We start from the raw sequence: 23,992 nt of genomic DNA, 5'->3' as shown, positions 1-23,992 counted from the left end.
TGTCGTGAGCACTGCGGACCTGGGGCTGCCGGTGGATGTTCCCTCGACAGCGCTCTTCACCGACCAGTACGAGTTCACGATGGTCCAGGCGGCGCTGAAGGCGGGCACCGCGAACCGGCGCTCCGTCTTCGAGGTCTTCACCCGCAGGCTGCCCGAGGGACGCCGCTACGGGGTCGTGGCGGGCACCGGGCGGGTGCTGGACGCGGTGGCGAACTTCCGCTTCGAGGCGGGCGTTCTCGGTTTTCTGCGCGAGATGCGCATCGCGGACGAGCCGACGCTCGAATGGCTCGCCTCGTACCGCTTCAGCGGCGACATCTGGGGCTATCCGGAGGGCGAGGTCTACTTCCCCGGCTCCCCGCTGCTGCGGGTCGAGGGCTCCTTCGCCGAGTGCGTGCTGCTGGAGACCGTGATCCTGTCGATCCTCAACCACGACTCGGCGATCGCGGCGGCGGCCTCCCGGATGTCGGCGGCGGCGGGCGGACGGCGGCTGATCGAGATGGGCGCGCGGCGCACCCACGAGCTGGCCGCGGTCGCGGCGTCACGGGCGGCGTACGTCGGCGGCTTCGACTCCACCTCGGACCTGGCGGCGGGGTTCCGCTACGGGATTCCGACGGTGGGCACCAGCGCCCACGCCTTCACCCTGCTGCACGACAGCGAGCGCGACGCGTTCCGGGCGCAGGTGGACTCCCTGGGGCGGGGCACGACGCTGCTGGTCGACACCTACGACGTGGCCGAGGCGGTCCGTACGGCGGTCGAACTCGCGGGTCCGGGGCTGGGCGCGGTGCGCATCGACTCCGGTGACCTGCTGCTGGTCGCCCACCGGGTGCGGCAACAGCTCGACGAGCTGGGCGCGCGGGACACGAAGATCACGGTCACCTCCGATCTGGACGAGTACGCGATCGCCTCGCTGGCGGCGGCGCCGGTCGACGCGTACGGCGTCGGCACCCAGCTCGTCACGGGCAGCGGTCACCCCACGTGCTCGATGGTCTACAAGCTGGTCGCCCGCGCCCGCTCGGCGGACCCGCAGGCTCCGCTGGAGCCGGTGGCGAAGAAGTCGCTGGGCGCGAAGACCTCCATCGGCGGACGCAAGTGGGCCGCCCGCAGGCGGGACGCCGAGGGCGTCGCGGAGGCGGAGGTCGTGGGCGTCGGTCCCGTACCGCCGTCGCTGGCCGACGACCGGCTGCTGGTGGAGCTGGTCAAGGGCGGCGAGATCGTGGCCCGCGAGCCGCTGGACGCGGCCCGCAGCCGGCACATCGCCGCACGGGCCGGCCTGCCGCTCTCCGCGACCCAGCTCTCGAGGGGGGAGCCGGTACTGCCGACGGAGTACCTGTGAGCCGGCACGGCACGGCGGGGGGCTCGAAAACCGTCTTCCGCGTGGGTACGACGGCGGGCCGCGGGGACGACGGGGCGCGCGGGGGCGCGCGGCGGGGTCGCCGGAGGCGCGTCTTCGGAACTCGGACCGATTTCCCGAGTCTTCGTTCGAAAGAAATGGGGCGAATGCGGGAATTCCGACCCGTCAGGTGTGGGACGCGGATCCGCGGGGACGCTCCCGTGCAGAGGCGCTCCCCCACGGGGGCGGTCCCGTCCGCACCCCGCACGCCTCTCCCGCGCGGCGACCGGAGGCTCTAGGCTCCCGCGATAGCCGCACCGCCGCCCACCCCCATGGCCCACCGCAGCGTCCCGGCACTCTCCACCGCACCGCATCCCCCCATATCCCCGACCCCGACATCCCCGAAGGACAGCCGCCATGCACCGCGCCTTGATCGTCGTCGACGTTCAGAACGACTTCTGCGAGGGGGGAAGCCTCGCGGTGGCGGGAGGCGCCGAGGTCGCCGCCGCCATCACCGACCTGATCGGGCAGACCGCGCCCGCGGGGTACCAGCACGTCGTCGCCACCCGTGACCACCACATCGAGCCGGGCGACCACTTCTCGGAGACCCCCGACTATGTGCGCTCCTGGCCGCGGCACTGCGTGGCCGGCACGGAGGGCGTCGGCTTCCATCCGAACTTCGCGCCCGCCGTGGCGTCCGGCGCCATCGACGCCGTGTTCGACAAGGGCGCGTACGCGGCGGCCTACAGCGGCTTCGAGGGCGCGGACGAGAACGGGATGACCCTGACCGAGTGGCTCCGGGCCCACCAGGTCACCGAGGTCGACGTCGTCGGCATCGCCACGGACCACTGCGTACGGGCCACGGCCCTGGACGCGGCCCGCGAGGGCTTCACCACCCAGGTGCTGCTGGATCTGACGGCCGGAGTCGCCAAGGAGACGACCGGCCGGGCGCTGGAGGAGCTGCGCGCGGCTGGCGTGGAGCTGTCCGGCAAACCGCTGGTGTGACGCTCCGGCGTCCGCCGCCGGGCCGGTCCCGCTCCCGCGGGCCGCCCGGCCCGTACGCCGGCTCCGTACGGCCGGCTCCGGGCCGCTCTCCCCCGGCTCCAGCGGCCACCGTCACCGACCGCCGCGGGCCGCGCCCGCTCCCGCTTCCGCTTCCGTGACGCCTCCCAGGGGGCTCAGCCCTCCCGTACGCCTTCCCGCACACCCTCCCGTACGCCCTCCCGGAAGGCCGAGCGCTCCCGCAGCAGCGCCCTGATCGGATGCCACAGTTCCGCGCCGGTCTGCGGCTGGGCCCGCCACAGGAGGCCGTCCGGGTGGTGGAGCACCGCCGTGATCTCGTCCGGGGTCGGGGGTTCCGCGTTGCCCCGGAGATAGACCGCCCGCAGGCCCAGGTTCCGCAGCCGGGTGAGGGCTCGCGCGCGATTGGCCGCGTGGACGAGAAAGCGGGCCGTGCCGCCGTCGTTCGCCGGGCTGGGCAGACTGAGGGCGACGACGACGCTGCCGTTCGGCAACTTGCTGAAACCTCCGCCGGGCATGCTGGACCACTCCCCCGTGAGTAGGCGTTCGGTACGTGCACAGAGCACGCTTCATTCGGTGTCCGTCAATAAGCATCTCGCATCACGCACCTAAACACGATCGGCCGCCGCCCGCTAGAGGGCAACGGCCGATCATGTTCTGACCTGCGGAAATACCGATTACTTGGTCGACGGACCAACCTTCACGGTGATCTTTTCGCCATTCAGCGGCTCGTTCACTATGGAGATCTTGGTGTTGGTGTCAGTTACCTTGACACCGGCCGTCGGGTTCTCGGCGTACCAGTAGACGCCCTTGCGGTCGTCGAAGACCGGGTTGCCCGGCCGGGGTGCGATCCGGGTCGGCGCGTCCGCCTTGTGCAGCCGCAGACCGTCGGTCGGCCACCGGCTGAAGGTGGAGTCGTACGACTGGATCCGGCTCCGCATCAGCGTGCCGTCGGCCCACTTCAGGGGCTTCGGGTTGGCGTCGACCGGAAGGACGAGTCCCTGGCCCGGATGGGCGCTGGTGTTGTTGTCCTTCTGGGAGGTGTCCCAGAGCCAGACCAGCAGCCCGTTCTGGTACGGGTAGTGCTCGACCCAGCCGTCCTTCGGCGACTTGAAGCCGAAGTTGTACGGTCCGGTCCTCAGCGTCCTGTCGTAGCTGACGTACTGGCGGTTCTCGGCGATGTAGTACTGCTCGTACTCCTTGGTGAAGGACTCGCCGATGCGCGAGAAGCCCTTCGAGGTCCAGCCCGCGTCGCCGCCCTCGGCGCCGTCGGTGAACAGCGCGGTGCCGTCCGCCGTGACCGAGATGCCGTCCGCCGCGAAGCCCTTGCCGCCCGCGCCGCCGTCGGTCTGGTAGCGGAAGCGGACGTCGATCTTCTTGCCCGCGTAGGCGTTCAGCGGGTAGACGAGCTTTCGGTACGTCTCCGACGCGCCGGTCAGCGCCGGCTTGTCGCCCGCGTCGCGCGGGATCGCCTTGCCGTCCGCCGTGCCGTCGACCGGCGTCCAGTTCGCGCCGCCGTCCGTGGACACCTCGGCGTAGAGGTAGTCGTAGCCGGACTCGATGTCCCACCAGCCCGAAAGCTCCAGGGACGCAGAGGACTTGCCGGTGAGGTCGACCGGGCGGGCGAGGGTGTTCTTGAGGTCGTCACCCATGTCGCTCCACCACTGCCGGGAGCCCTCGGCGGGCTTGACGACGGTCGTGGTGACCGGCTTCTTCGGCAGCTCCACCACGAGGGCCTGGGGGCGCTTGGTGTTGTACTCGGCCACACCCAGCGTATGGGTGGACTCCGTCGCCGCCTTGCCCTTGGTGTAGTTGAGCCAGCCGAGCTGGAGCTTGTCCCAGGCGGTCATGTCGCCCGGCAGGTCGCCGATGGAGTCCTTGCCGGCGCCGAGCCAGGAGCCCGACGACATCAGGGTCCAGAAGCCGGTCGAGTTCTCGCCCCGGCCCGAGGTGTCGTAGTGGTCGGGCAGACCGAGGTCGTGACCGTACTCATGGGCGAAGACGCCGAGGCCGCCGTTCTCGGGCTGCACGGTGTAGTCGCCGACCCAGATGCCGCTGTCGCCGATCTGGGTGCCGCCGGCCTTGTTGTTCGCCGGGCCGGTGCGGCCCGCGTCCGTGCCGTACGCGTACCAGCGGTGGGCCCACAGGGCGTCACCGCCCTGCGCGCCGCCGCCCGCCGACTCGTCCTCGCCGGCGTGGACGATCTGGAAGTGGTCGATGTAGCCGTCGGCTTCGTTGAAGTTGCCGTCGTTGTCGAAGTCGTAGCGGTCCCACTGGTCGTACTGCGCGAGGTCCGCCTTGATCTGCGCGTCCGTACGGCCCTGGGCCTTCTGGTCGGCGACCCAGGCGGTGACACCGTCGCGGACCGTGTCCCAGACGTTGGCGCAATTGGAGTCGCCGCAGTAGTTGGAGCCGTAACGGGCCTCGTTGTACTCGACCTTGACCCAGTCGGAGACCCCGCCCTCGACCGAGTACCGGCCGGACGACGTCTTCTCGTAGTAGGTCTTCAGCGACTCCTTCGGCTTCCCGTTCTTGTCCTTTCCTGTGCCGAAGTAGAGGTCCTGGAAGTGCTGGCGGTTGTAATCCGCCTGCCAGGCCGTGGAGTTGTCGACCTTCCGGTCGGGCTGGGCGATCTGGTTGTGGCGGGGGCCCGGCGTGCCGCCGTACTTCTTGACCGGCGGCTCGGGGCCGTCCGGCCCGTCCGGGTCGTACAGGGTGGTGTCGTCGACCTTGTCGCCGAACTCCACCAGGATCGTGAAGATCTTGTCGGTCTTCTCGCGCCCCAGTTCGACGTACTTCCTGTCGCCGAGCTTGACGACCTTGGAAGCACCGCGCTGCTGCACGGTCGCCTCTCCCGCTATCACCTGCTCCAGCGCCGCTTCACGCTGCTGTTCCTGCTGTCTGCTGAAGGGCCCTTCGAGATCGTGCTCGACGTGGCCCTTCTGCGGTGCCGGATCCTGGCGCTCGATGCCCGCCGGTGCCGGAGACCCCTGTCCCCCGGCCTGAGCGGTGCTGAACGCCGATGCCGTCGCCGTGGTCGCGGCCAACGCCACGATCACGGCGGACGCTCTGATCGTCCGTCTCTTGATGGTCACTTGATGTGAATCCTCCCCTGCGCCCCTGCGCCGCGGACGTAGATGTGGGGTTGTCCGGGCAGGGGGTCGCGTCTCAAGTGACGGCATTCGACCGCAGTCCCACCGGAAAAGACAGCCCTTGACTTGAACACACCAACTGCACTATGCAGTAGTCGAACCCCGATATCCGGACAATGCGCGGAACAACGACGGCGCACGGACGGGTCACCTGTCGGGACGCATGAATCCGTGCGCCCCCCATGCACCGGCGGCGTGCAGAAGGTCACGCATAGCGCCGGTACCGGCCGGGCATCCAGCACCGTAGAGTCACTTGACAGTGCGACCGCGTTGAGCGACATCCCCCGATCCATGCCACAGCCTGTCCCGAGGACGGATACCGTCATGCCGCGTCCGACTGCCGCACAGCTCGCCTCCGGTTCGGCCACCGTCGTCTTCTCGGCGCTCGCCCTGCTGCTGTTCACACGCACCACCCATGGTCTCGGCGTCGCCGCCATCGGCGTCGCCTCGATGGCTCTCGGGCTTCTGGTGGCGGCGTCGCTGCCGATGAGCCGGGCCGTGCGGGCGGCCCGCGCCACGACCCGGCAGGGTGCCGCCGCCGCGCCCTCCGCGTCGGCCGAGGGGCTCGGCGGGCGGGTGCCCGGCCCCAGGGCGCGCGCCGGAGCGGGAGCGGAGACCAGGGTCACCGAGCCCTCGCTGCGCAGGTAGCCCGCGCGCCGGTGGATCCGGCGGCCGCCCCGCCTGTCTACTGGGCCACCGTGACCACCACCGTCTTGGCCGCCTTGTCGTGCAGGCCCTGCCTGTACGGCTTGTCGAACAGGATCGTGACGGCGATGACGATCCACCAGAGGCAGAAGCAGCAGACCAGCGCCGGCACCCAGAGCACGGCCGCGCGGGTCAGCGACGCGTTCGTCCCGGGAGTGCTGCCGTCGTTGAGCATCGCGATCCGGATCTTCAGCAGCCGCTTGCCGACGGTCTGACCGCTCTTCTTCACCATGATGGTGTCGTAGCCGACATAGGCGATCAGCGCGATCAGCGACCAGAGCCACTGGCGGCCGGTGTTCACCTGGTTCGCGATGTCGCCGCTGTTGGCGGTGGCGTCCCAGCCGCCCGCGAGCAGGGAGATCAGGAACAGCGGCACGAAGATGATCAGGCCGTCGATCACACGGGCGGCGAACCGCTTGCCGAAGTCCGCGAGCGGCGGCATTCCGGCGAGCGGGTCGGGGGACCCGCCGTACGGGCCGCCGCCGAACGCGTTGGGGTCGTACGGGGGTGGCATCCCGCCTCCTCCGCTGCCGTAGGGGCCTCCCTGGCCGCCGTAAGGGCCGCCCTGGCCTCCCTGGCCGCCGTAGGGACCGCCCTGTCCGCCGTAGGGACCGCCTTGGCCGCCGCCGTACGGGGAACCCGGCGGAGGGCCCTGCGGGGGCCCCTGCCCGGGGCCCTGGGGCGGCTGGTCGGCTCCGCCCTCCTGACCGCTTCCCGGTCCGCCGCCGGGGGGCGGCTGCTTCTTGAAGGGGTCGTTCTCGGGAGGCCGGCCGGACTCGGGATCGCCCCAGCCCGAGGGCGGTGGCTGGTCGTTGCTCATGAGGGCAGTGCATCCCGCGTCACGGGCCGGCGCAAAAGCTCGCACGCCGTTCGGGGGAACGCCTGCTGATGGGGGGTCAGCCGACGTGCCCCGAGGACGGGTCCGGGTGCGGGGCGGGCACGGGGCGGGAGCTGCCGGGAAAGGGGGCCGGGGGCGGTTCCGGAGTCGGTCGGGGGGCGGTTCCGGGGAGACGGTTCCAGGGGGACGGCCGACCGGACGCCGTGCCAGGTCACAGAGGGTCAGCTGACACGGCGTCCGATGACGAAACGCACGGCCGACCGGAGCCCGGCCCGGCCCCGCCCCGCGAATCAGCTGACGCGGCGTCCGGTGACGAACGTACGCGCGGCCTTGTCGTGCCAGCACTGCCGCCAGGGCCGGTCGAACAGACACCAGAGCACATTGACCACACCGACGGCGATCACACCGAGCACGGAGTACACCAGCCAGCGGCGCAGCGCGGTTCCGAACGACGGGGTGTCGTACGACTCGATGTCCACCACCCTGAGCCCGCACAGTTTCTTGCCGAGCGTACGGCCCCACTTGGCGGTCGGGAGCGCCTCGTACAGCACCCCGAGGACCAGCAGCGCGCCGACGACGATGGCGAGATGCACTCCGGTGGTGCCGTCGACGAGCCAGACGGTGACCGTCTCGCCGGACTGCTTGGCGGCCTCGATCTTGTCGTCGACATGGGCGATCGCCCGCGAGACCACGGGCACGGCGATGGCCCCGACGAGCGCTCCGAGCACCGCCGTGTCGATGAGCCGGGCGGCGAACCGCCTGCCGAGCGGAGCGGGACGGGCCGCAGCCTGTGCCTGGGCGGCCCGGAGGAACGGGTCGTCGACCGGGGGCTTGAACGGCGCGACGGCCTGCTCGCCCTCGGGCTGGGCGAGCCGGTGCACCTGCTGCGCCCAGGAGGCCGACCCTCCGCCGGGCCCGTGGGTGACGGGGTCCGGACGCGCCGCCTGCGACGGCTCGGGCGCCTGGGGCCGCGCGGGCAGGGGCGCGGGCGACGGCGTGGGGGCGGGAGCCTGGGCGGGTGCGGGTGCGGAAGCCTGAGCTGGGGCGGGTGCGGGTGCGGGCGGCTGTGCGGCGCCGGGTGTCATGGAGCGGACGCTCAGGGCCTCTTCCGCCTGCTCCGCGGCGACGCGGGCACGCAGGGCGCGGATGGCGACCGTACTGTCCCGCGGCGGCTGGGCAGCACCGGGCTGCTGAGGCTGCTGGGTCTGCGGAGCCGCCTGCCGGGCCGAGGCGGCGGCCTCGCTCTCCCGGTCCGGTCCGCCCGACCGTACGCCGGGCAGCGCCCCGCCGGTCGGATCCGCCGCCGTCGCGGGCTCCTGGGCCCGGCCTTGCTCCGGCGGCCGTCCCTGAGTACGTGACTGTCCCTCACCCTGCCCCTGTGGCGGGACTCTCGGGTCCGCGCCGGGTGTGCCGGGCGTACGGGAGTCCTGGCCGCCGCCCCAGGCGACCCGGTTGTCCCGCTCACCGCCGAACCCGGTCTGCCGTGCGGTGTCGGCCCGCCACGCGCTGGCGGGCTCGGGCCGCGACGGCTGATCGGACGGCTCCTCGTCGAGGAAGACCGGACCGGTCTCCTCCAGCTGAGCCGGGGCCTGAGCCTGAGCGGGGGTCCGCGCGGGCGTCGGCGCGGGAGGGGGAGCCGGGCTCGGGGTGTGGCGCTGGGCCGGGCTCTGGGCGGTGGACGGCGACGCCTGACCGGGCGTCATGGCCGCGCCTTCGTCCTCCTTGGGGGCGGGACGGCTCGTACCCGGCACCCAGGCCGCGCCGTTCCAGTACCGGACGTATCCGGGAATCGACGGATCCGGGTAGTAGCCGGGGGTGGGACTGCCGTCGTCACCGGGCGGGGTTGGGGCGCTCATCACCGTGGTCCCGTATCTCCTCGCGAGCCTTTGTTCAAGGCTCCACATCTACCAGACCCCAACACCCCCCTGGGCCCGTCCTGCTGTAACGACCACTTTCCGGTACGTTCGCGTCACCATCGGGAGGGGAACGCGTACCTGCGGAAACCCGGTCCCTGCCACCCCGTCACCACGGGGACGGACGCCCGGATCCACGGCATCACCAGGAGATGCGCCCCGGCCGGGCGGATCGTCCTTCGGTCGCCCGCCGCGGCCCCCTCCCCTTGCGTGGCCGATAGCGCCCCCCCTGCCGCCGAGCGTGAGACCGCGCGGTTCCGGCCGACGCGACGTCAGGAACGCGGGCGGGCCGGGAGGGCACCCGCCTCACCCTCTCAGCGCGACGGACCGCGCGACCGGCCGCGTGCCGGATCGCGTGACCGGCCGCCCGGCAGCCCCCGTGCGCGGCTCCGCGCGAGGCTCCGCAGCAGCCGCACATACGGGCTCCACCGCGCGGGGCGCGCGACCGCGCCCGTGCACGCCGACTCGGCGCGGTCCAGGGCGTCTTCCACCAGTGCGTCGTGCATCGGCCGGAAGAACAGGGGCCAGGTCAGGCGCGCCGGTCCGCGGACGTTCATGGCGAGGGTGTGGCGGAGCAGGGTGTGGCCGTCAGGGGCGTTCAGGACGGTCAGTTCGTGGAATCCGTGGAATCCGCGCGGTCCGCTGAAGGTGAAGCGCACCCAGGTGGCGGGGACATGGGCGGTGACGGTGTAGCGGACCGGGCCATGGCCGCCGGCCGCGCCTTCGCCGAGGGCGCGGTCGAGCTTCATGGCCGGCCAGACCCGGTGGGGCCACAGCCGGTCGTCGCCGCCCGAGAGGCTGTCGATCAGGGCTCCCACCTCACGCTTCTCCGCCGCGAGCAGCCGCTCGTGCACGTTGTAGACCCCCATGGCCGGATCCTCCCGATCCTCACCGGATCCTCCCGCCAGGCACGTTTCCCCCGGAGGATCCACCGCTGATTCCCCTGCGAAAAAATTCTAGAGAGAAATCTCTAATACTGGGAGGGTACTCTCCAGCGCATGGCCAGACCACCCCGCTTCGGCGCCGATCAGTTCCTCGACGCCGCCGTCGGAATCGCGGCGGCGTCGGGCCCCGCCAGGGTCTCCATGACCGCGGTCGCCGCCGAAGTCGGGGCGCCGAGCGGTTCGGTGTACCACCGCTTCGCGGGACGGACCGCGCTGCTGGCCGAGGCGTGGCTGCGTACGGTCGAGCGCTTCCAGGACGGTTACTGCGAGATCCTCGAATCGGACACCAACGCCCGGCGGTCGGGGCTGGCGGCGGCCCGGCACGTCGTCGCGTGGAGCCGCGCCCATCCGCAGGAGGCCGTTCTCCTCCTTTACGGCGCCGAGGACTTCGGGCGGGCCAAGTGGTCCGATGAGCACCTCCAGCGCGCGGCCCGCGGCCATCAGCGCGTGCGCTCCGCCCTCGCCTCCCTCGCCGTGGCCCTGGGCGCCGACGACTCCCAGTCGGCCGAACAGGTGGTCGTGGCGCTGGTGGATCTGCCGCTCTCGCTGGTCCGGCGCTACCTCCGGTCCGGCACTCCCCTCCCTCTCCACGCCGAGGATCTCGCCGAGGACTGCGCCGCCGCGCTGCTGGGCCGGCTACCCACGGAAGATCTCTGAAGATCTCTGAAAAAAACTCGGCCGAAGTCGCGTAATGACCGCGCCGCACCCCGCTCTCTCCTCGTGAGGGCCCGCTCCCGGACCCGTACGGACAAGGAGAGAAGAGCTGTCATGCACTCCGTGGTGGAACGCGAACTGGAAATGAAGCTGGTGCTGTCGCCGGAGCTGAGCATCCCCGTGCCCGCGCGGCTGACCTACCGTACGGACGACCCGTACGCGGTGCACGTCATCTTCCACATCGGCTCGGAGAACCCCGTCAAGTGGACTTTCGCCCGAGAGCTGCTGGTGGAGGGGGTGTTCCGGCCGTGCGGGCACGGTGATGTGCGGATCTGGCCCACGAAGGCCGGGGGCAAGAACGTGCTCCTGATGGCGCTCAGCTCGCCCGACGGCGACGCGCTGCTCGAAGCGCCGTCCGCGCCGGTGTCGGCGTGGCTGGAACGGACGCTGCGGGTGATTCCGCCGGGAGCCGAGACCGCCGCGCTCGACATCGACGACGGGATCGCCGGGCTGCTGGCGCACCACCCCGCCGACGGCCGCCGGGCGCGGGGGCACCATCCCTCCGACGAGTGCCCGGACGGCGATGTCTGACGGGCCGTACGGTCCGCCGCGCGAGTGGCCGGACGAGCGGCCGTGCGTGAGACCGGACGGGCGGTCGGACAGGCCGCCGCGCGTGAGACCGGACAGGCGGTCGGACGAGCCGCCGTGCGAGTTGCCGTACGGGCCGCCGCGCACGTGGCCGTGCGTAAGACCGGACGGGGCGCCGGGCGGAGTCCCCGCCGACCTCACACGAGCCCCGGAAGAGCCCGGCGGGGCCCCCGCCGGGCTCGCACGAACACCGGCGGGCCCTGCTGGGCGTCAGAAGAGCTTGCCCGGATTGAGGATGTCCAGCGGATCGAAGGCCCGCTTGATGCCGCGCTGCAGTTCCACCCCCACCGGGCCGAGTTCGCGGGCCAGCCACTCCTTCTTCAGTACGCCCACTCCGTGCTCGCCGGTGATCGTGCCGCCGAGTTCCAGGCCGAGGGCCATGATCTCGTCGAAGGACTCGCGGGCGCGCCGGGACTCGTCCGGGTCGGTGTGGTCGAAGCAGACGACGGGGTGGGTGTTGCCGTCGCCCGCGTGGGCGCAGACGCCGATGGTGAGCGCGTGCTTCTCGGCGATGGCGGCGGTGCCGTCGATCATCGCGCCGAGCCTGGAGCGGGGTACGCAGACGTCGTCGATCATCGTCGCGGACTTCAGACCCTCCAGAGCGATGATCGACAGACGCCGGGCCTGGAGGAGGAGTTCGGACTCGGCGGCCGTGTCGGCGGGGACGACCTCGGTGGCCCCGGCCGCCTCGCAGAGTTCGGCGACGGCGGCCAGATCGGCCGCAGGGTCGGGGGTGTCGAAGGCGGCCAGCAGCAGGGCCTCGGTGGAGTCGGGCAGGCCCATGTTCGCCATGGCGTTGACGGCGCGGATCGTCGTACGGTCCATCAGTTCCAGCAGCGACGGGGTGTGGCCGCGCTCCATGATCGCGCAGACGGCGTCGGAGGCGGCCGACGCGCTGGGGAACTCGGCCGCCAGGACGAGCTGCGCGGGCGGCTTCGGACGGAGCGCCAGCACCGCCTTGACGACGATGCCCAGGCTGCCCTCGGAGCCCACGAAAAGCCGGGTGAGGTCGTATCCGGCGACTCCCTTGGCGGTGCGGCGGCCGGTGGAGAGCAGCCGTCCGTCCGCGAGGACCACGTCGAGTCCCAGTACGTACTCCGCCGTCACCCCGTACTTCACACAGCACAGGCCGCCCGACGCGGTGCCGATGTTCCCGCCGATGGTGCACGTCTCCCAGCTGGAGGGGTCGGGCGGGTAGAAGAGGCCGTGTTCGTCCACCGCGCGCGAGAGCGCGGCGTTGATCACGCCCGGTTCGACGACGGCGATCCGGTCGACCGGGCTGATCTCCAGGATGCGGTCCATCTTGATGAGCGAGAGCACGATGCAGCCGTCGGAGGCGTTGGCCGCGCCCGACAGTCCCGTACGGGCCCCTTGCGGGACGACGGGGACCCGCAGGGCCGTCGCCGTACGCATCACATGCTGGACCTGCTCGACCGTCCGCGGCAGGACGACGACGGCCGGGTCTCCCGCGTCGCAGAAGCTCGCCATGTCGCGTCCGTACGACTCCATGACGTCCCGGTCGGTGATCAGGGCCTCGGCGGGGAGTCCGGCACGCAGTCGCGTGAGGAGTTCGGGGTGGCCGGGATGACCGGAAGATTCGGGAAGGCCGGAAACATCGAGAAAATCGGGAAGGTCAGAAAGATCGCTCATGGCTCCAGCGTCGCACTCGGGGCCATCGGTGTGAACCCGGCTCCGTTCCACCGCACAGGGCGGAGTGCGTTCTTCGTACCGGCGGTGCACTGACGCAAAGTGATCATCATGAACGGCGAAGTGATGAAGAACACGGCGGTCGGCGCGCTGGTCGCGGCGGTGCTGATCGCCGGGATCCTCGTGGCCGTCCCCGGCGGCGGGCAGGGTCCGGGGCCCGCGCCGGGACCGGCCGCGCGGGCCGGAGCGGCGGCGGGCTCGGGCGTGCCCTCGTCGCTCGCGGATCTGAACGCGCTGATCGCCGACCGGGAGCGGTGGCTGCGGAAGCACCCACGGGACGGGGAGTCCTGGGCGACGCTGGGCTCCGCGTACACCGAGCGGGGGTCGCGGCTGGCGGAGTGGGCCGCGTTCTCAAAGGCGGAGAGGGCGCTGCGCCGTTCACTGGAGGCCCGGCCGGAGGCCGCGGGCAACACGGACGCCCTGCTGGGGCTCGCGGTGCTGGCCAACGCGCGCCAGGACTTTCCCGCGGCCCTTGACTTCGCCGAGCGGGCGCGGGAGCGGAAGCCGCGACAGTGGACGGTGTATCCCGCGCTGATCGACGCGTACAGCGGGCTCGGTGACTACGAGGCCACCAAAACCGCGCTGGAGACGCTCCGGAAGCTGTCCGACGGGTCGCGGGCCCGGAGCGTGTCCGCGCGGGTCTACCGCGACCGCGGCTGGCGCGAGGACGCGGCGGTGAACGCGTCGGACGCGGTGGCCGCCGCGAAGGCGCGGCCGGAGAAGGCGGCGGCGCTCTGGCGGCTCGGCGAGCTGGCCTGGGAGCGGGGCGAGCCTCGGGAGGCGGCAGAGACCTACGGCGAGGTGCTGCGGCTGGCCCCCGACCACTACGCGTCGCTGGTTTCGCGGGGCCGGGCGCTGGCGGCGCTCGGGCGCGCGGACGACGCTCTGCGCGACTACCAGGCGGCGCTGGTGAGGACGCCGCTGCCCGAGTACGCGCTGGAGGCGGGCGAGTTGTACGAGTCGCTGGGCCTCCGCGAGGACGCCGCCGGCCAGTACGAGCGGATGCGGCGGTCCGCGGAGCGGGCTGCGGCGCACGGAGTCAACCAGGAACTGGTCCTCGGCCGGTACGAGACCGACCACGGCGAGCCCGAGGCGGCCGTGCGCCGGCTGCGGGCCGAGTGGGACCGGGGCCGGCACAGCGTTCAGATCGCGGACGCGCTGGGATGGGCGCTGTTCCGGGCGGAGCGGCCGGACGAGGCGCTGCCCTTCGCCAGGCGCGCGACGGACGAGGGGCCGCTGAGCCCGCTGTTCTCCTACCACCGGGGCGAGATCGAACGCACCCTCGGCCTCTACGGCCCGGCGCGCCGCCATGTCGCCGAGGCGCTCCGGATCAACCCGCACTTCTCTCCGCTGCTCGCTCCGGCGGCGCGCGGCACGCTGAAGGCTCTGGGGGAGCCGTCGGCGGGAGGGCCGGGTGAGGGCGCGGACCGGGAGGGCGGGGAGAACGAGAACGAGGACGGGGAGAGGCAGAAGCGGACGGGGGCGGCGGGCTCGGATGCAGGATCCGGGCCGGGGCCGGGCGCGGGGCCCGGCGCGGGTACAGGGTCGGTTGTAGGTACGGGGCCCGGCGCGGGTTCGGGTCCCCGTCCCGATGCCAGTACGGAAGCGGCGTCCGGGTCCGGCGCGGGGTCCGGGCCTGGCGCGGAGCCCACCGCGAGTACGGGTACGGGATCGGCGCCCGGTGCCGACGCCGGTCCGAGTGCGGGGCCACGCCGGGAGTCGCCGTCGCCGCCGGGGGCACCGGGGGCTGGTCCTTCGACGCCAGGCACGAGCGCGCCTGCGGGGGCGGGGACCGACTGAGGGCTCGCGGTAGTGCGATACGCCGCGCCCGGACCGCCGTCTCTCTGTCAGGGCCACTCCCTCCTCGTAGGAGAACCCCGGGCGGCCTCCCGGTCCCGCCCCGGAACCAGCGGACACCACCGCACCCCGAACCCGTAAGGGTTCACCGGACGTTTCCGGGTTCACTGGTGCTCGGGGCGGGAGGGCACGTAACGTCGTATTGATGTCCTGGAGGCAGGTGCCCGGGACGGTCTGGTCGGGTAAGCCGAGAGGCGGGTCGATGCTGGACGCTCCGTGGGGATTACGTTTGGTCACTGACCGGTTGCCGGTGTCTCCGCCGCCGTATGCGCGGGTGGAGCTGGACCCCGTGACACAGCTGGCCCGCTACACCGACGCGAACGGTGCGGTCGTCGAGATGGGGAAGCACGGCACGAGCAAAACGAAGGGGACGGCATCGATGTCCGGGGGATCGGGCGGTGGCGATGGTCAGGCGCCGAAGCCTCAAGTCCAGGACGATGTCACCACCGACTTTGAATCCGACTAGCCGGTGCGCCAGACGGTAATGGTGGTGACCTCCCTGGAAGACGTCACCGCAGACCTCGTGATCGAGGAGCTGAACACCCTCGGTGCGCGGGTGGTGCGCGTCGATCCGGCGGGCATCGGCCCTGATCTCGTTTTCGGGGCGGCCCTGGGCGTGCGGGGGTGGTCGGGATCTTTGCGGACTCCGAGCCGCGCGGTGGCACTGGAGGAGATCGGGGCCGTGTACTACCGGCGGCCGAATCCCTGGCTTATGCCGCACCTCGAGGGTGCAGGTGAGCAGGTGCGGGCCTTCGCCGCGGCAGAGGCGAGACACGGCCTCGGGGGTGTGTTGGCGAATCTCCCGAGCTGCCAGTACGTGAATCATCCCGCCGCCGTCGCCCGCGCGGAGTTCAAGGCGGCTCAGCTCCAGACTGCCTCAAGGATCGGGCTGGTGGTCCCGCCGACGCTGATCACCAACGCCCCGGAGCAGGCACGGGAGTTCATGGCCGTGCACCGTCCGGTGGTCTACAAGGCGTTCCGGGGTCTGCCGGTGTCAGGCGACGGTCTGGCGGGTGCGATCTGGACGCAGCGGGTAGACCCGGAATCGCTGGATGATTCTGTTGTCCTGACGGCCCACCTCTTCCAAGCCGAGGTGCCGAAGACGGCGGATGCCCGGATCACCGTGGTGGGCCGACGGATCTTCGCGCAGCGGATCACAACCCCGGACGGGGCGCTGGACTGGCGCCGAGGCGACTGGGACGCCTTGGAGCACCGGCCCGTGTCCGTGCCGCCGGAGGTGGCGGAGACGCTGTTCGCCTACCTGGACGAGTTCGGGCTGGTGTTCGGCTGCTTCGACTTCGCTTTGAGGGAGGACCTGCCCGAGGGTGCGCCGGAGCGGTTCACGTTCATCGAGTGCAACCCCAATGGACAGTGGGGATGGCTGCCGGACTCCACCGAGATCGCCGTTGCTTTCGCCCGCCTGCTGATGGAAGGACCCACCGCATGACCGGTGCCCGCGAGACCGATCTGGAGCAACGGGCGCTGGCCCTGCGCGGGGAGCTGGCCGCCGCCGTCGCGCAACCCGGCGAGTTCAAGGGGTGGCGCAGGGCTTTGGAGACCGTGCCACGGCACGCGTTCACGCCCGGGTTCTACCTGCCCGCCGAGAAACCCTCACCGCAGGGGATGACCTGGTGGGAGCCCGTCACCGCCCGCCTCGATCCCGACCGGTGGCTGAGCGCCGCCTACACTGACCAGACACTCGTCACCCAGCTCGACGGCGAGGAACCGCACTGGGACAACCCGACCCCTCGGGACGGAGGCAGCCCTACCTCTTCATCCACCCTGCCGTCTTTGGTCGTGCGCATGTGGCAGGACGCGGACCTCAGCGAAGGGCAGGACATCCTGGAGATCGGCACCGGATCCGGTTACTCCACCGCCCTGGCCTGCGAACGCTACGGATCCGGCTCCATCACCTCTCTCGAAGTCGACGCCCACCGGCTCGACCAGGCAGCCACCAGCCTGTACGGCCTCGGCCACACCCCCGACCTCGCCATCGCCGACGGTCTGTACGGCTACTGGCCTTCCGCCCCGTTCGACCGGATCGTCGCCGCCTGCTCCGTGCGCGCCATCCCGCCGATGTGGATCGCCCAGACCCGCCCGGGCGGGAAGATCCTCACCACGCTCGGCGGTTGGCAGTTCGCCTTCGCCCGCACCCTCCTCACCATCCACGACGACGGCACAGCCACCGGCCCCCTCCTGCCGGGCACCGTCTCCTTCATGCTCGCCCGCCCCCACCAGCCCCCCGCCTTCGGCAATCCCGCTCACTGGAACACCCTCCTCACCGGTGTGTCCCCCACCACCAGCCAGCACTCCCTCTCCTGGCTCACCGAAGCCACCGAGGAAGCCTTCTTCACCCGGTTCCTCATCCAGTGCGCCCTGCCGACCACCCAGATCACCACCCTCGACGGCACCACCCGCCTCATCGACACCACCACCGGCTCCACCGCCACGCTCACCCCCAGCGGCGAACACCTTGATGTACAACAGGCCGGGCCAACCCGTTTGTGGGACCGCGCCGAAGAAGTGCTCACGGCCTACGAAGCAGCGGGCCGCCCCGGCCCGCAGGAGTTCCACCTCACTGTGGACCGAACTGAGCACCGGCTACAGCACCCCCACATGCCTGACCTGCTGATCGGCGGGGGAAGCCTTGGCCATCGCGGTCAGTCTCTTCATTAGCCCTGTTCACCGTGGCGAGGCGACGGGGGATCGAGGAGCAGGGCGCACCGCTGCGTACCGGCACCACCGTGCACCTGTGGGACTGGCAGCCGGAGGCCGGGGGCGTGTACGGAACTCGGCTCTGTCTCACATGCGGTGGTGACGGTAGGTAGTCGCCGTGGCTGACAGAAACGCTCCCAGACCAGCACGGGTGCCACGACCGTGGATACCGTGTCCGTTCCGCTCGACGGTGCGTCGTCGACTGCTCTCCTCGGAGCCCGGACCAGGCACATCAGCGATGACGTTCTGTCACCACCGCATGTGAGACAGGGTCGATGATTAGACACTCCCGCACGTTCAAACAAGGCGCAGGGGACGGGCGAGTTCAGCGCAAGGTCGCGTAGACGATGAGGTTGTCGACGGGGTGGCCCGCCGCGTCGAAGCCGCCGTCGCAGGTGATCAGACGGAGTTCGCGGGAGTCGGTGGGGCCGTAGACGCGCTCCGTGGGGAAGGCCGTCTTCTTGACGGTCTCCGTCCTGGTGACCGTGAAGCGCGCGGTGACGCCCTTGGTGTTGCGTACGGTGATCTCCGCACCCTTGGCGATCTTCTTCAGGTCCTTGAAGACGGCCCGGCCGTCCCTGGTCTCGTTGTGGCCGATGATGACGGCGGCTCCGGGCTCGCCGGGCGCGGGCGCGCCGGTGTACCAGCCCGCGGTCATGCCCTTCTCCGGGGGCGGGACCTCGACCGTTCCGTCCTTGTTGAGGCCCAGTCGCATCAGGGAGCTGTTGATGCCGAGGGAGGGGACGGTGACCCGGACCGGCGCGGCGGCGGACGTGACCGGCTGGTTCGGCTGGTCCTGCTGGCCGGGAGCGGTCGCGTTCGGGGACGGGGCGGACGAGGCCGGCGGGGACGCCGAGGTCGCGGTGGGTTCGGCGGCGGAGGAGCAGCCCGTGGCCAGACCGAGGGAGAGGGCGAGGGCGAGGGAGTGACGGACGGACGCGCGGGTCATCGGGGGCTCCAGGGCCTGCGGAACGACGGTGACGGCGGGACGGCGGTAGCGGCGGCGGGGGCGGGTTCGCGGTGGCACCGTCCGAGCGGTGAGGTGACCGTGCCACCGCGGATGGGGACGGGTCAGCCGTTGCCGCGGGCCGCGTTGCGGCGGCCGATCAGGACGTATCCGCCTGCCGCGAGCAGCGTCGCGGCGGCCGTTCCGGCGATGGCGGTGGTCGTAGCGGTGGCGGTGCCGCCGTTCTCCTCGGCGGCGGGCCGCTCACCGGCCGCGACCCCGCCGCGCGGGACCACGCCGCGCGGGACCACGCCGCCCCACTTCGTACCCGTACAGAGCTTGATCTTCTCGCCGTCCCCCTTTGTTTCCGGGGAGATGCGGCAGTCGCCGAGGGGCACCACAGACGGCGAGGGCTTCGGCTTCGGCTTTTCGTCCGCGGAGGCGGCGGTGCCGGGGACGAGCACGGCGCCGATCGCCAAGGAGGCGACGGCGAGGGAACGCAGGGTGAGGCGTGGGGACATACGGATGGCTCCATTCCAGCTCGGTCTCGGTGGCACCCGGAACGGCCGCTGTGCTGACAGGCCGTCCGGACACACCGACAGGCTGGACCGAGGTTGTGAGGAACCTGTCAGATCGCTGTGTTGTCGCCATCAGGGTCGCCGCCTGGTCCGCCGCCGGGGTCTCGACCGGGGACCCGCGGGCCCGCCGCCGGCAGCCGGAGCGTGAAGAGAGCCCCCTCCCCCACCGTGCTCACCGCGTCCGCCCGGCCGCCGTGCGCCTCCGCCAGCTTCCGTACGATCGCGAGACCCAGCCCGCTCCCGCCCGTGCGTCGGCTGCGGGACTTCTCGGCCCGCCAGAAGCGGTCGAAGACATGCGGCAGATCGTCCGCCGGGATGCCCTCGCCCGTGTCGGCGACCTCCACGACGACCTCTTCCACGAGAGCCCGATCCCCCGTCGCGTCGGCGCGCTCGGCCCCCTCGGCCCGGGTTTCGCTGCCGTACGCCCGCAAAGTGACCGCGCCGCCGCGCGGGGTGTGGCGCACCGCGTTGGAGACCAGATTGCCGACCGCCTGGCGCAGCCGGACCGGATCGGCCGTCAGCGGGGGCGTCCTGTCGGGGACGGAGACCTTCACCGTGACGCCCGACGCGTCCGCCCTCCCCTGGTGCGCGGCGGCGACCTGACCGAGCAGTTCGTCGATCCTGACCGGTCCCGGGCTGAGCCGCAGCGCACCCGCGTCGGCCTGGGCCAGGTCCTGGAGGTCGTCGATGATGTGCTGGAGCTGGAGGGCCTCCTCCAGCAGCGAGGAGACGAACGCGGGGTCGGGTTCGGCGATGCCGTCCTGGACTCCTTCAAGCCAGCCGCGGATGTTGCTCAGCGGGGTACGGAGTTCATGGGCAACGTCGCTGACCATCTCCCGGCGCTGGGTCTCCAACCGGGCGCGGTGCGCGGCCATGTCGTTGAACGCGGCGGCCAGCCGTCCGATCTCGTTGTCCGAGCGGACGGGGACGGGGTCGCCGCTCTCGCCGTCCTTCATCCGCTGGGCGGCTCCGGTCAGGGCTCGCAGCGGCCGTACGAGCCGGGTGGCGGCGAGCACGGACGCTCCGACGGTCAGGGCGAGTACGAGGGCGGCGGCCGCGGCGATGCGCGCGGTGTTGTCCGGGGAGAGCGCGAAGCCGGGGTCGGTCGTGCCGTCGGGGTCGCTGATGAACAGCAGTGCGGGGGCGGAGACGTAGGTGGCGAGCTGCTCACGGCGCGCGGTCTCCACACAGGACGAGACGGCCCGGTCCGCGACCATCATACTGAGGCGCTTGGACCCGTCCGCGCTGATGCCTCCCCATTCCACGGTGCCCAGGGGGACGGGCCGGATGGCGAGCCTCATGTCGTTCCGTACGACTCCCATCTCCCGCCACGACGACGAGTCGAGGCGCAGGGGAACGTGCCGCAGTCCCTGGCGGCTCAGGCAGGCGTCGGACAGCTTGTTGAGTGCGGCGAGGGCCGTGCGTTCGGTCGTGGTCGGCTCGTCCAGCGTGACGTACGAGCACATGGAGTCGCGGTATTTCTCATCGGCTTCGCTGCCGGGGAACTCCACGTGCGGGCGGCCGCTCGGGGCGTACAGGATGTTCGGTTCGATGTTCCACCGGCGCAGACAGGACGCGATCCGTTCCGCGGTCTGGCGCAGCCGGGCGCGTTCCGCCCGCGGCAGCTGGAACGGTCCGACGGCGCGCGGGTCGATGCGGTCCGTCGTCTCGCCGCCGTTCTGCTGGACGGCGGGGTTGAGCGCGGTGTCCGCCGAGAGCGGGTCGACGACGGCCGACGCCTTCTCCGGGAGCGCGGGGGGCGCGGCCCCGGTGGCGGAGTCGGCGATGGGCCGCCGGTCCGCGGTGGTGAGGGCGATCCGGCGGTCGTACTGCCGGGCAAGGTCCCGCACGGTCTGCTGGACGCCGTCCCACTCGGGGTGGGTGGCGGCGTATCCGAGGAGAGTGTTGTAGACGCGGGCGTCGTTGGAGAGGTTCTGCCCCTGCTCCTTCCTGATGGCTCCGGAGGTGGTCTGGGCGGCCAGCCAGGCGGTGGCTCCGACCGAGCAGAGGGCGACCAGCGCGGAGACGGCGAGCAGGCGTCCCAGCAGACTCTTGCGGAGCGGCAGCCGCCGTTGCGCCCGCCCCGGCCGCCGTGCCCGTCGAGGCTTACGGCTGCGCACGGTCGGCCCGTTTCGCCGGGTCGACCATCTTGTAGCCGACGCCGAAGACCGTGAGCAGTCGGGTGGGTCTCCGCGGCGAGGATTCGACCTTCTTGCGCAGATTCATGATGTGGACGTCGACGGTCCGGTCGCCTATGTAGCGGGCGTAGCCGTGGAGTTCCTGGAGGAGCCGCTGCCGGGTGAAGACCCGGCCGGGTTCGGTCGCCATCGCGGCGAGGATGCGGAACTCTCCGGGCGTGCAGTCGATCCGGGTGTCGTCGAGGGTGACCTCGTGCCGCTCGGGGTCGATGACCAGGGTGCCGACCTTCAGCAGACGGTCGGTGTCGGCGGACGGGGCCTTGCGGGTGCGCCGCAGGAGTGTGCGGACGCGGGCCATCAGCTCGCGGGGGCTGTAGGGCTTGGTCATGTAGTCGTCGGCGCCGAGGTCGAGGCCGAGCAGCAGATCGTCCTCGGTGGAGCGTGCCGTGAGCATCAGCACCGGCAGTTCGTGCGCCTCGGCCCGCAGGATGCGCAGGACGTCCAGGCCGTCGGCCTTGGGCATCATCACATCGAGGACGAGCAGGTCGGGCGCTCTGTGGCGGACGGATTCGATGGCCGCGCGGCCATCGCGTACGACGGTGACGGCATGGCCGTCGCGTTCGAGGTAGCGGCGGACGAGTTCGGCCTGTTTGTCGTCGTCCTCGGCGATCATCACATGGGCGCACACGGCAACGATCGTAGGCAACTCCCGGGAACGGAGGGCGGGGCGGGCGGGACCGATGGTTCCCGGCGGGTGTTCTGAACTCGCCGGGATGCGCCGGGACTACGCCGGTGGTCCCTGGCCTCACGGGGCTCCACGGCCCCTCGGGACACGGCGAGACGGCGAGGACGGCGAGGACGGCGAGGACGGACGGCGGGTCCCGGCGGTTCTCCGGGCTCCGCCGAGAACCGCCGGGACCCGCCCGGAACAGCTGAGAAACGGCCGCGAACCGCCGAGGCGCACCGGGCCGACCATGGCCACCAGACGCACCGGGCGGACCGTGGCCACCTGACGCACCGGGCCGACCAGCCCGCCGAGCCGCCGGACCGGGTCGACCAGCCCCGCGCTCAGAGGTTGCCGCGCCTCTCCTGCTCCCGTTCGATCGCCTCGAACAGCGCCTTGAAGTTGCCCTTGCCGAAGCCCATCGAGCCATGGCGCTCGATCATCTCGAAGAAGACCGTCGGCCGGTCCTGCACCGGCTTGGTGAAGATCTGGAGCAGATAGCCGTCCTCGTCGCGGTCGACGAGGATCTTCAGCTCGCGCAGGGTCTCGACCGGCACCCGCGTCTCGCCGGCCCAGTCGCCGAGCGTGTCGTAGTACGAGTCCGGGGTGTCCAGGAACTGGACACCGGAGGCGCGCATGGCCCGTACGGTGGCGACGATGTCGTTGGTCGCGAGCGCGATGTGCTGGACGCCCGCGCCGCCGTAGAACTCCAGATACTCGTCGATCTGGGACTTCTTCTTCGCGATCGCCGGCTCGTTGATCGGGAACTTCACCTTGAGCGTGCCGTCGGCGACGACCTTCGACATCAGGGCGGAGTACTCGGTGGCGATGTCGTCGCCGACGAACTCCTTCATGTTCGTGAAGCCCATGACCTTGTTGTAGAAGGCCACCCACTCGTTCATCCGGCCGAGTTCGACATTGCCCACGCAGTGGTCGATGGCCTGGAAGGTCCGCTTGGCGGGCGGCTCGACGATCGGGTCGGCGGCGGCGAAGCCCGGCAGATAGGGGCCGTCGTAGCCGGAGCGCTCGACGAGGGTGTGCCGGGTCGTGCCGTAGGTGGCGATCGCGGCGACGACGACCGTGCCGTGCTCGTCCTTCAGCTCATGCGGCTCGGTGATGCCGCGCGCGCCGTGCTCGGTGGCGTACGCGTACGCGGCACGGGCGTCCGGGACCTCGATGGCGAGGTCGACGACGCCGTCGCCGTGCTCGGCGACATGTCCGGCCAGGAAGCCGCCCCACTCGGTGGACTGCTTGATGACGGAGGTGAAGACGAACCGGGCGGCGCCGTTCTCCAGGACGTAACTGGCGGTCTCGCGGCTGCCGTTCTCCGGTCCGGAGTAGGCGACGAGCCGCATGCCGAAGGCGGTGGAGTAGTAGTGCGCGGCCTGCTTGGCGTTGCCGACGGCGAAGACGACCGCGTCCATCCCCTTGACCGGGAAGGGGTCGGCCTCGCGCGCGGTGGTGGGGTGGTTCTCGATGGTCTCAGTCATAAGGGCAGGCTCCACCCGATCCACAAGGTGCGCAATAGTTCGTCATTCCTCTGGGCAATCCGCCCAGCCCGGATGGAGGATGGCCGGACTTTCTGTACAGGATGACCACCGGAATGGCGTTCCGGACGACTCTCGGGGAGACACCGAATGGCGATCGATCATCTGGACGGCCGGCTCATCGTGCTGCTGGCCCGTGAGCCGCGCATCGGAGTGCTGGAGGCGTCGCGGCGGCTGGGCGTGGCGCGCGGAACCGTACAGGCGAGGCTCGACCGGCTTCAGTCGAATGGAGTCATCCGCGGATTCGGCCCGGACGTCGATCCGGCGGCCCTCGGCTACCCCGTGACGGCGTTCGCGACGCTGGAGATCAAACAGGGGCAAGGCACCGATGTACGGGCCCACTTGGCGGGCGTCCCCGAGGTGCTGGAGCTGCACACCACGACGGGGCAGGGGGACATGTTCTGCCGTCTGGTGGCGCGCTCCAACGCCGATCTCCAACGGGTGATCGATCGGGTTGTCGGTTTTGATGGCATCGTCCGGGCCTCCACGGCGATCGTCATGGAGAACCCGGTGCCGCTGCGGATCATCCCGCTGGTGGAGCAGGCCGCGGACGACGCCCCGGACTGAGCCGCCTCG

At 71.4% G+C, this 23,992-nt stretch carries 21 protein-coding genes; 10 read left to right on the top strand and 11 right to left on the bottom strand.

The annotated features are described in order from the left end of the window. Positions 1-4: 4 nt before the first annotated feature. Positions 5-1,333, top strand: a complete 1,329-nt coding sequence (locus ACWEFL_RS13955) for a nicotinate phosphoribosyltransferase (RefSeq protein ID WP_451711340.1) — start codon at positions 5-7, stop codon at positions 1,331-1,333. Positions 1,334-1,747: 414 nt separating this feature from the next. Continuing rightward, entirely contained in the window at positions 1,748-2,335 is a 588-nt protein-coding gene (locus tag ACWEFL_RS13950; RefSeq protein WP_451711338.1) for an isochorismatase family protein, read from the top strand. A gap of 173 nt (positions 2,336-2,508) precedes the next feature. Here ACWEFL_RS13950 and ACWEFL_RS13945 read toward each other — a convergent pair whose 3' ends face one another. Together ACWEFL_RS13945 and ACWEFL_RS13940 are read right to left on the bottom strand one after the other, a co-directional pair. Continuing rightward, on the bottom strand, positions 2,509-2,868 hold the full coding sequence (locus tag ACWEFL_RS13945) for a hypothetical protein (RefSeq protein WP_451711336.1): 360 nt from the start codon (positions 2,866-2,868) through the stop codon (positions 2,509-2,511). A gap of 159 nt (positions 2,869-3,027) precedes the next feature. Further along, positions 3,028-5,445: an immune inhibitor A domain-containing protein gene (locus ACWEFL_RS13940; protein ID WP_451711334.1), complete on the bottom strand. Its 2,418-nt coding sequence runs from the start codon at positions 5,443-5,445 to the stop codon at positions 3,028-3,030. 381 nt (positions 5,446-5,826) lie between these two features. On the opposite strand from ACWEFL_RS13940, the gene ACWEFL_RS13935 reads away from it, so the two are divergent. Further along, positions 5,827-6,150 carry a hypothetical protein gene (locus ACWEFL_RS13935; RefSeq protein ID WP_451711333.1) on the top strand — a complete coding sequence of 108 codons (324 nt, stop codon included), beginning with the start codon at positions 5,827-5,829 and terminating at the stop codon, positions 6,148-6,150. Between the two features lie 37 nt (positions 6,151-6,187). Here the strand turns inward: ACWEFL_RS13935 and ACWEFL_RS13930 are convergent, their stop codons facing one another. The 3 genes from ACWEFL_RS13930 to ACWEFL_RS13920 all read right to left on the bottom strand — a co-directional run bounded on the left by ACWEFL_RS13930 (position 6,188) and on the right by ACWEFL_RS13920 (position 9,827). Next, the gene (locus ACWEFL_RS13930; protein WP_451711331.1) at positions 6,188-7,027 is read right to left on the bottom strand and encodes an RDD family protein; all 840 of its coding nucleotides are present in this window, start codon (positions 7,025-7,027) and stop codon (positions 6,188-6,190) included. 308 nt (positions 7,028-7,335) lie between these two features. After that, the gene (locus ACWEFL_RS13925; protein ID WP_451711329.1) at positions 7,336-8,901 is read right to left on the bottom strand and encodes an RDD family protein; all 1,566 of its coding nucleotides are present in this window, start codon (positions 8,899-8,901) and stop codon (positions 7,336-7,338) included. Positions 8,902-9,272: 371 nt separating this feature from the next. Beyond that, complete coding sequence (locus tag ACWEFL_RS13920) at positions 9,273-9,827, bottom strand: SRPBCC family protein (protein ID WP_451711327.1); 555 nt, start codon at positions 9,825-9,827, stop codon at positions 9,273-9,275. Between the two features lie 129 nt (positions 9,828-9,956). Between ACWEFL_RS13920 and ACWEFL_RS13915 the strand changes: the two genes are divergently transcribed. Together ACWEFL_RS13915 and ACWEFL_RS13910 are read left to right on the top strand one after the other, a co-directional pair. Continuing rightward, on the top strand, positions 9,957-10,559 hold the full coding sequence (locus tag ACWEFL_RS13915) for a TetR/AcrR family transcriptional regulator (RefSeq protein WP_451711325.1): 603 nt from the start codon (positions 9,957-9,959) through the stop codon (positions 10,557-10,559). A gap of 111 nt (positions 10,560-10,670) precedes the next feature. Beyond that, entirely contained in the window at positions 10,671-11,147 is a 477-nt protein-coding gene (locus ACWEFL_RS13910; RefSeq protein ID WP_451711323.1) for an SsgA family sporulation/cell division regulator, read from the top strand. 267 nt (positions 11,148-11,414) lie between these two features. Here ACWEFL_RS13910 and ACWEFL_RS13905 read toward each other — a convergent pair whose 3' ends face one another. Next, on the bottom strand, positions 11,415-12,854 hold the full coding sequence (locus ACWEFL_RS13905) for an FAD-binding oxidoreductase (protein WP_451711321.1): 1,440 nt from the start codon (positions 12,852-12,854) through the stop codon (positions 11,415-11,417). A 108-nt stretch (positions 12,855-12,962) separates the two neighbouring features. On the opposite strand from ACWEFL_RS13905, the gene ACWEFL_RS13900 reads away from it, so the two are divergent. The 4 genes from ACWEFL_RS13900 to tgmC all read left to right on the top strand — a co-directional run bounded on the left by ACWEFL_RS13900 (position 12,963) and on the right by tgmC (position 17,444). Further along, complete coding sequence (locus ACWEFL_RS13900; RefSeq protein ID WP_451711319.1) at positions 12,963-14,711, top strand: tetratricopeptide repeat protein; 1,749 nt, start codon at positions 12,963-12,965, stop codon at positions 14,709-14,711. 202 nt (positions 14,712-14,913) lie between these two features. Then, a complete protein-coding gene (locus ACWEFL_RS13895; RefSeq protein WP_451711318.1) occupies positions 14,914-15,234 on the top strand; it encodes a putative ATP-grasp-modified RiPP in 321 nt (106 codons plus the stop codon). An 18-nt stretch (positions 15,235-15,252) separates the two neighbouring features. Beyond that, positions 15,253-16,215: an ATP-grasp ribosomal peptide maturase gene (tgmB, locus tag ACWEFL_RS13890; RefSeq protein WP_451711623.1), complete on the top strand. Its 963-nt coding sequence runs from the start codon at positions 15,253-15,255 to the stop codon at positions 16,213-16,215. Continuing rightward, on the top strand, positions 16,212-17,444 hold the full coding sequence (gene tgmC, locus ACWEFL_RS13885; RefSeq protein ID WP_451711316.1) for an ATP-grasp peptide maturase system methyltransferase: 1,233 nt from the start codon (positions 16,212-16,214) through the stop codon (positions 17,442-17,444). Before tgmB ends, tgmC begins: the two co-directional genes overlap by 4 nt. Positions 17,445-17,808: 364 nt before the next feature. Here the strand turns inward: tgmC and ACWEFL_RS13880 are convergent, their stop codons facing one another. From ACWEFL_RS13880 to hppD, 5 genes are all read right to left on the bottom strand, one after another. Then, entirely contained in the window at positions 17,809-18,432 is a 624-nt protein-coding gene (locus ACWEFL_RS13880) for a class F sortase (RefSeq protein WP_451711621.1), read from the bottom strand. Between the two features lie 122 nt (positions 18,433-18,554). After that, on the bottom strand, positions 18,555-18,950 hold the full coding sequence (locus tag ACWEFL_RS13875) for a sortase-dependent protein (RefSeq protein WP_451711314.1): 396 nt from the start codon (positions 18,948-18,950) through the stop codon (positions 18,555-18,557). 107 nt (positions 18,951-19,057) lie between these two features. Further along, on the bottom strand, positions 19,058-21,127 hold the full coding sequence (locus ACWEFL_RS13870; RefSeq protein ID WP_451711312.1) for a sensor histidine kinase: 2,070 nt from the start codon (positions 21,125-21,127) through the stop codon (positions 19,058-19,060). Next, a complete protein-coding gene (locus ACWEFL_RS13865) occupies positions 21,114-21,833 on the bottom strand; it encodes a response regulator transcription factor (protein ID WP_451711310.1) in 720 nt (239 codons plus the stop codon). Before ACWEFL_RS13865 ends, ACWEFL_RS13870 begins: the two co-directional genes overlap by 14 nt. A gap of 380 nt (positions 21,834-22,213) precedes the next feature. Continuing rightward, a complete protein-coding gene (gene hppD / locus ACWEFL_RS13860; RefSeq protein WP_451711308.1) occupies positions 22,214-23,359 on the bottom strand; it encodes a 4-hydroxyphenylpyruvate dioxygenase in 1,146 nt (381 codons plus the stop codon). Positions 23,360-23,506: 147 nt separating this feature from the next. On the opposite strand from hppD, the gene ACWEFL_RS13855 reads away from it, so the two are divergent. Further along, positions 23,507-23,983: an Lrp/AsnC family transcriptional regulator gene (locus ACWEFL_RS13855; RefSeq protein WP_451711306.1), complete on the top strand. Its 477-nt coding sequence runs from the start codon at positions 23,507-23,509 to the stop codon at positions 23,981-23,983. Positions 23,984-23,992 lie beyond the last annotated feature (9 nt).

Source organism: Streptomyces sp. NPDC004838, from assembly GCF_053600955.1.
This window is presented reverse-complemented; position numbering and strand designations above follow the sequence as displayed.

Bases quoted from the DNA above. Each gene is read 5' to 3' on its own strand.
- ACWEFL_RS13950 (WP_451711338.1), top strand. From the start codon at position 1,748: ATGCACCGCGCCTTGATCGTCGTCGACGTTCAGAACGACTTCTGCGAG.
- ACWEFL_RS13945 (WP_451711336.1), bottom strand. From the start codon at position 2,868: ATGCCCGGCGGAGGTTTCAGCAAGTTGCCGAACGGCAGCGTCGTCGTC.
- ACWEFL_RS13935 (WP_451711333.1), top strand. From the start codon at position 5,827: ATGCCGCGTCCGACTGCCGCACAGCTCGCCTCCGGTTCGGCCACCGTC.
- ACWEFL_RS13930 (WP_451711331.1), bottom strand. From the start codon at position 7,027: ATGAGCAACGACCAGCCACCGCCCTCGGGCTGGGGCGATCCCGAGTCC.
- ACWEFL_RS13925 (WP_451711329.1), bottom strand. From the start codon at position 8,901: ATGAGCGCCCCAACCCCGCCCGGTGACGACGGCAGTCCCACCCCCGGC.
- ACWEFL_RS13920 (WP_451711327.1), bottom strand. From the start codon at position 9,827: ATGGGGGTCTACAACGTGCACGAGCGGCTGCTCGCGGCGGAGAAGCGT.
- ACWEFL_RS13915 (WP_451711325.1), top strand. From the start codon at position 9,957: ATGGCCAGACCACCCCGCTTCGGCGCCGATCAGTTCCTCGACGCCGCC.
- ACWEFL_RS13910 (WP_451711323.1), top strand. From the start codon at position 10,671: ATGCACTCCGTGGTGGAACGCGAACTGGAAATGAAGCTGGTGCTGTCG.
- ACWEFL_RS13905 (WP_451711321.1), bottom strand. From the start codon at position 12,854: ATGAGCGATCTTTCTGACCTTCCCGATTTTCTCGATGTTTCCGGCCTT.
- ACWEFL_RS13900 (WP_451711319.1), top strand. From the start codon at position 12,963: ATGAACGGCGAAGTGATGAAGAACACGGCGGTCGGCGCGCTGGTCGCG.
- ACWEFL_RS13895 (WP_451711318.1), top strand. From the start codon at position 14,914: ATGTCCTGGAGGCAGGTGCCCGGGACGGTCTGGTCGGGTAAGCCGAGA.
- tgmB (WP_451711623.1), top strand. From the start codon at position 15,253: ATGGTGGTGACCTCCCTGGAAGACGTCACCGCAGACCTCGTGATCGAG.
- tgmC (WP_451711316.1), top strand. From the start codon at position 16,212: ATGACCGGTGCCCGCGAGACCGATCTGGAGCAACGGGCGCTGGCCCTG.
- ACWEFL_RS13880 (WP_451711621.1), bottom strand. From the start codon at position 18,432: ATGACCCGCGCGTCCGTCCGTCACTCCCTCGCCCTCGCCCTCTCCCTC.
- ACWEFL_RS13875 (WP_451711314.1), bottom strand. From the start codon at position 18,950: ATGTCCCCACGCCTCACCCTGCGTTCCCTCGCCGTCGCCTCCTTGGCG.
- hppD (WP_451711308.1), bottom strand. From the start codon at position 23,359: ATGACTGAGACCATCGAGAACCACCCCACCACCGCGCGCGAGGCCGAC.
- ACWEFL_RS13855 (WP_451711306.1), top strand. From the start codon at position 23,507: ATGGCGATCGATCATCTGGACGGCCGGCTCATCGTGCTGCTGGCCCGT.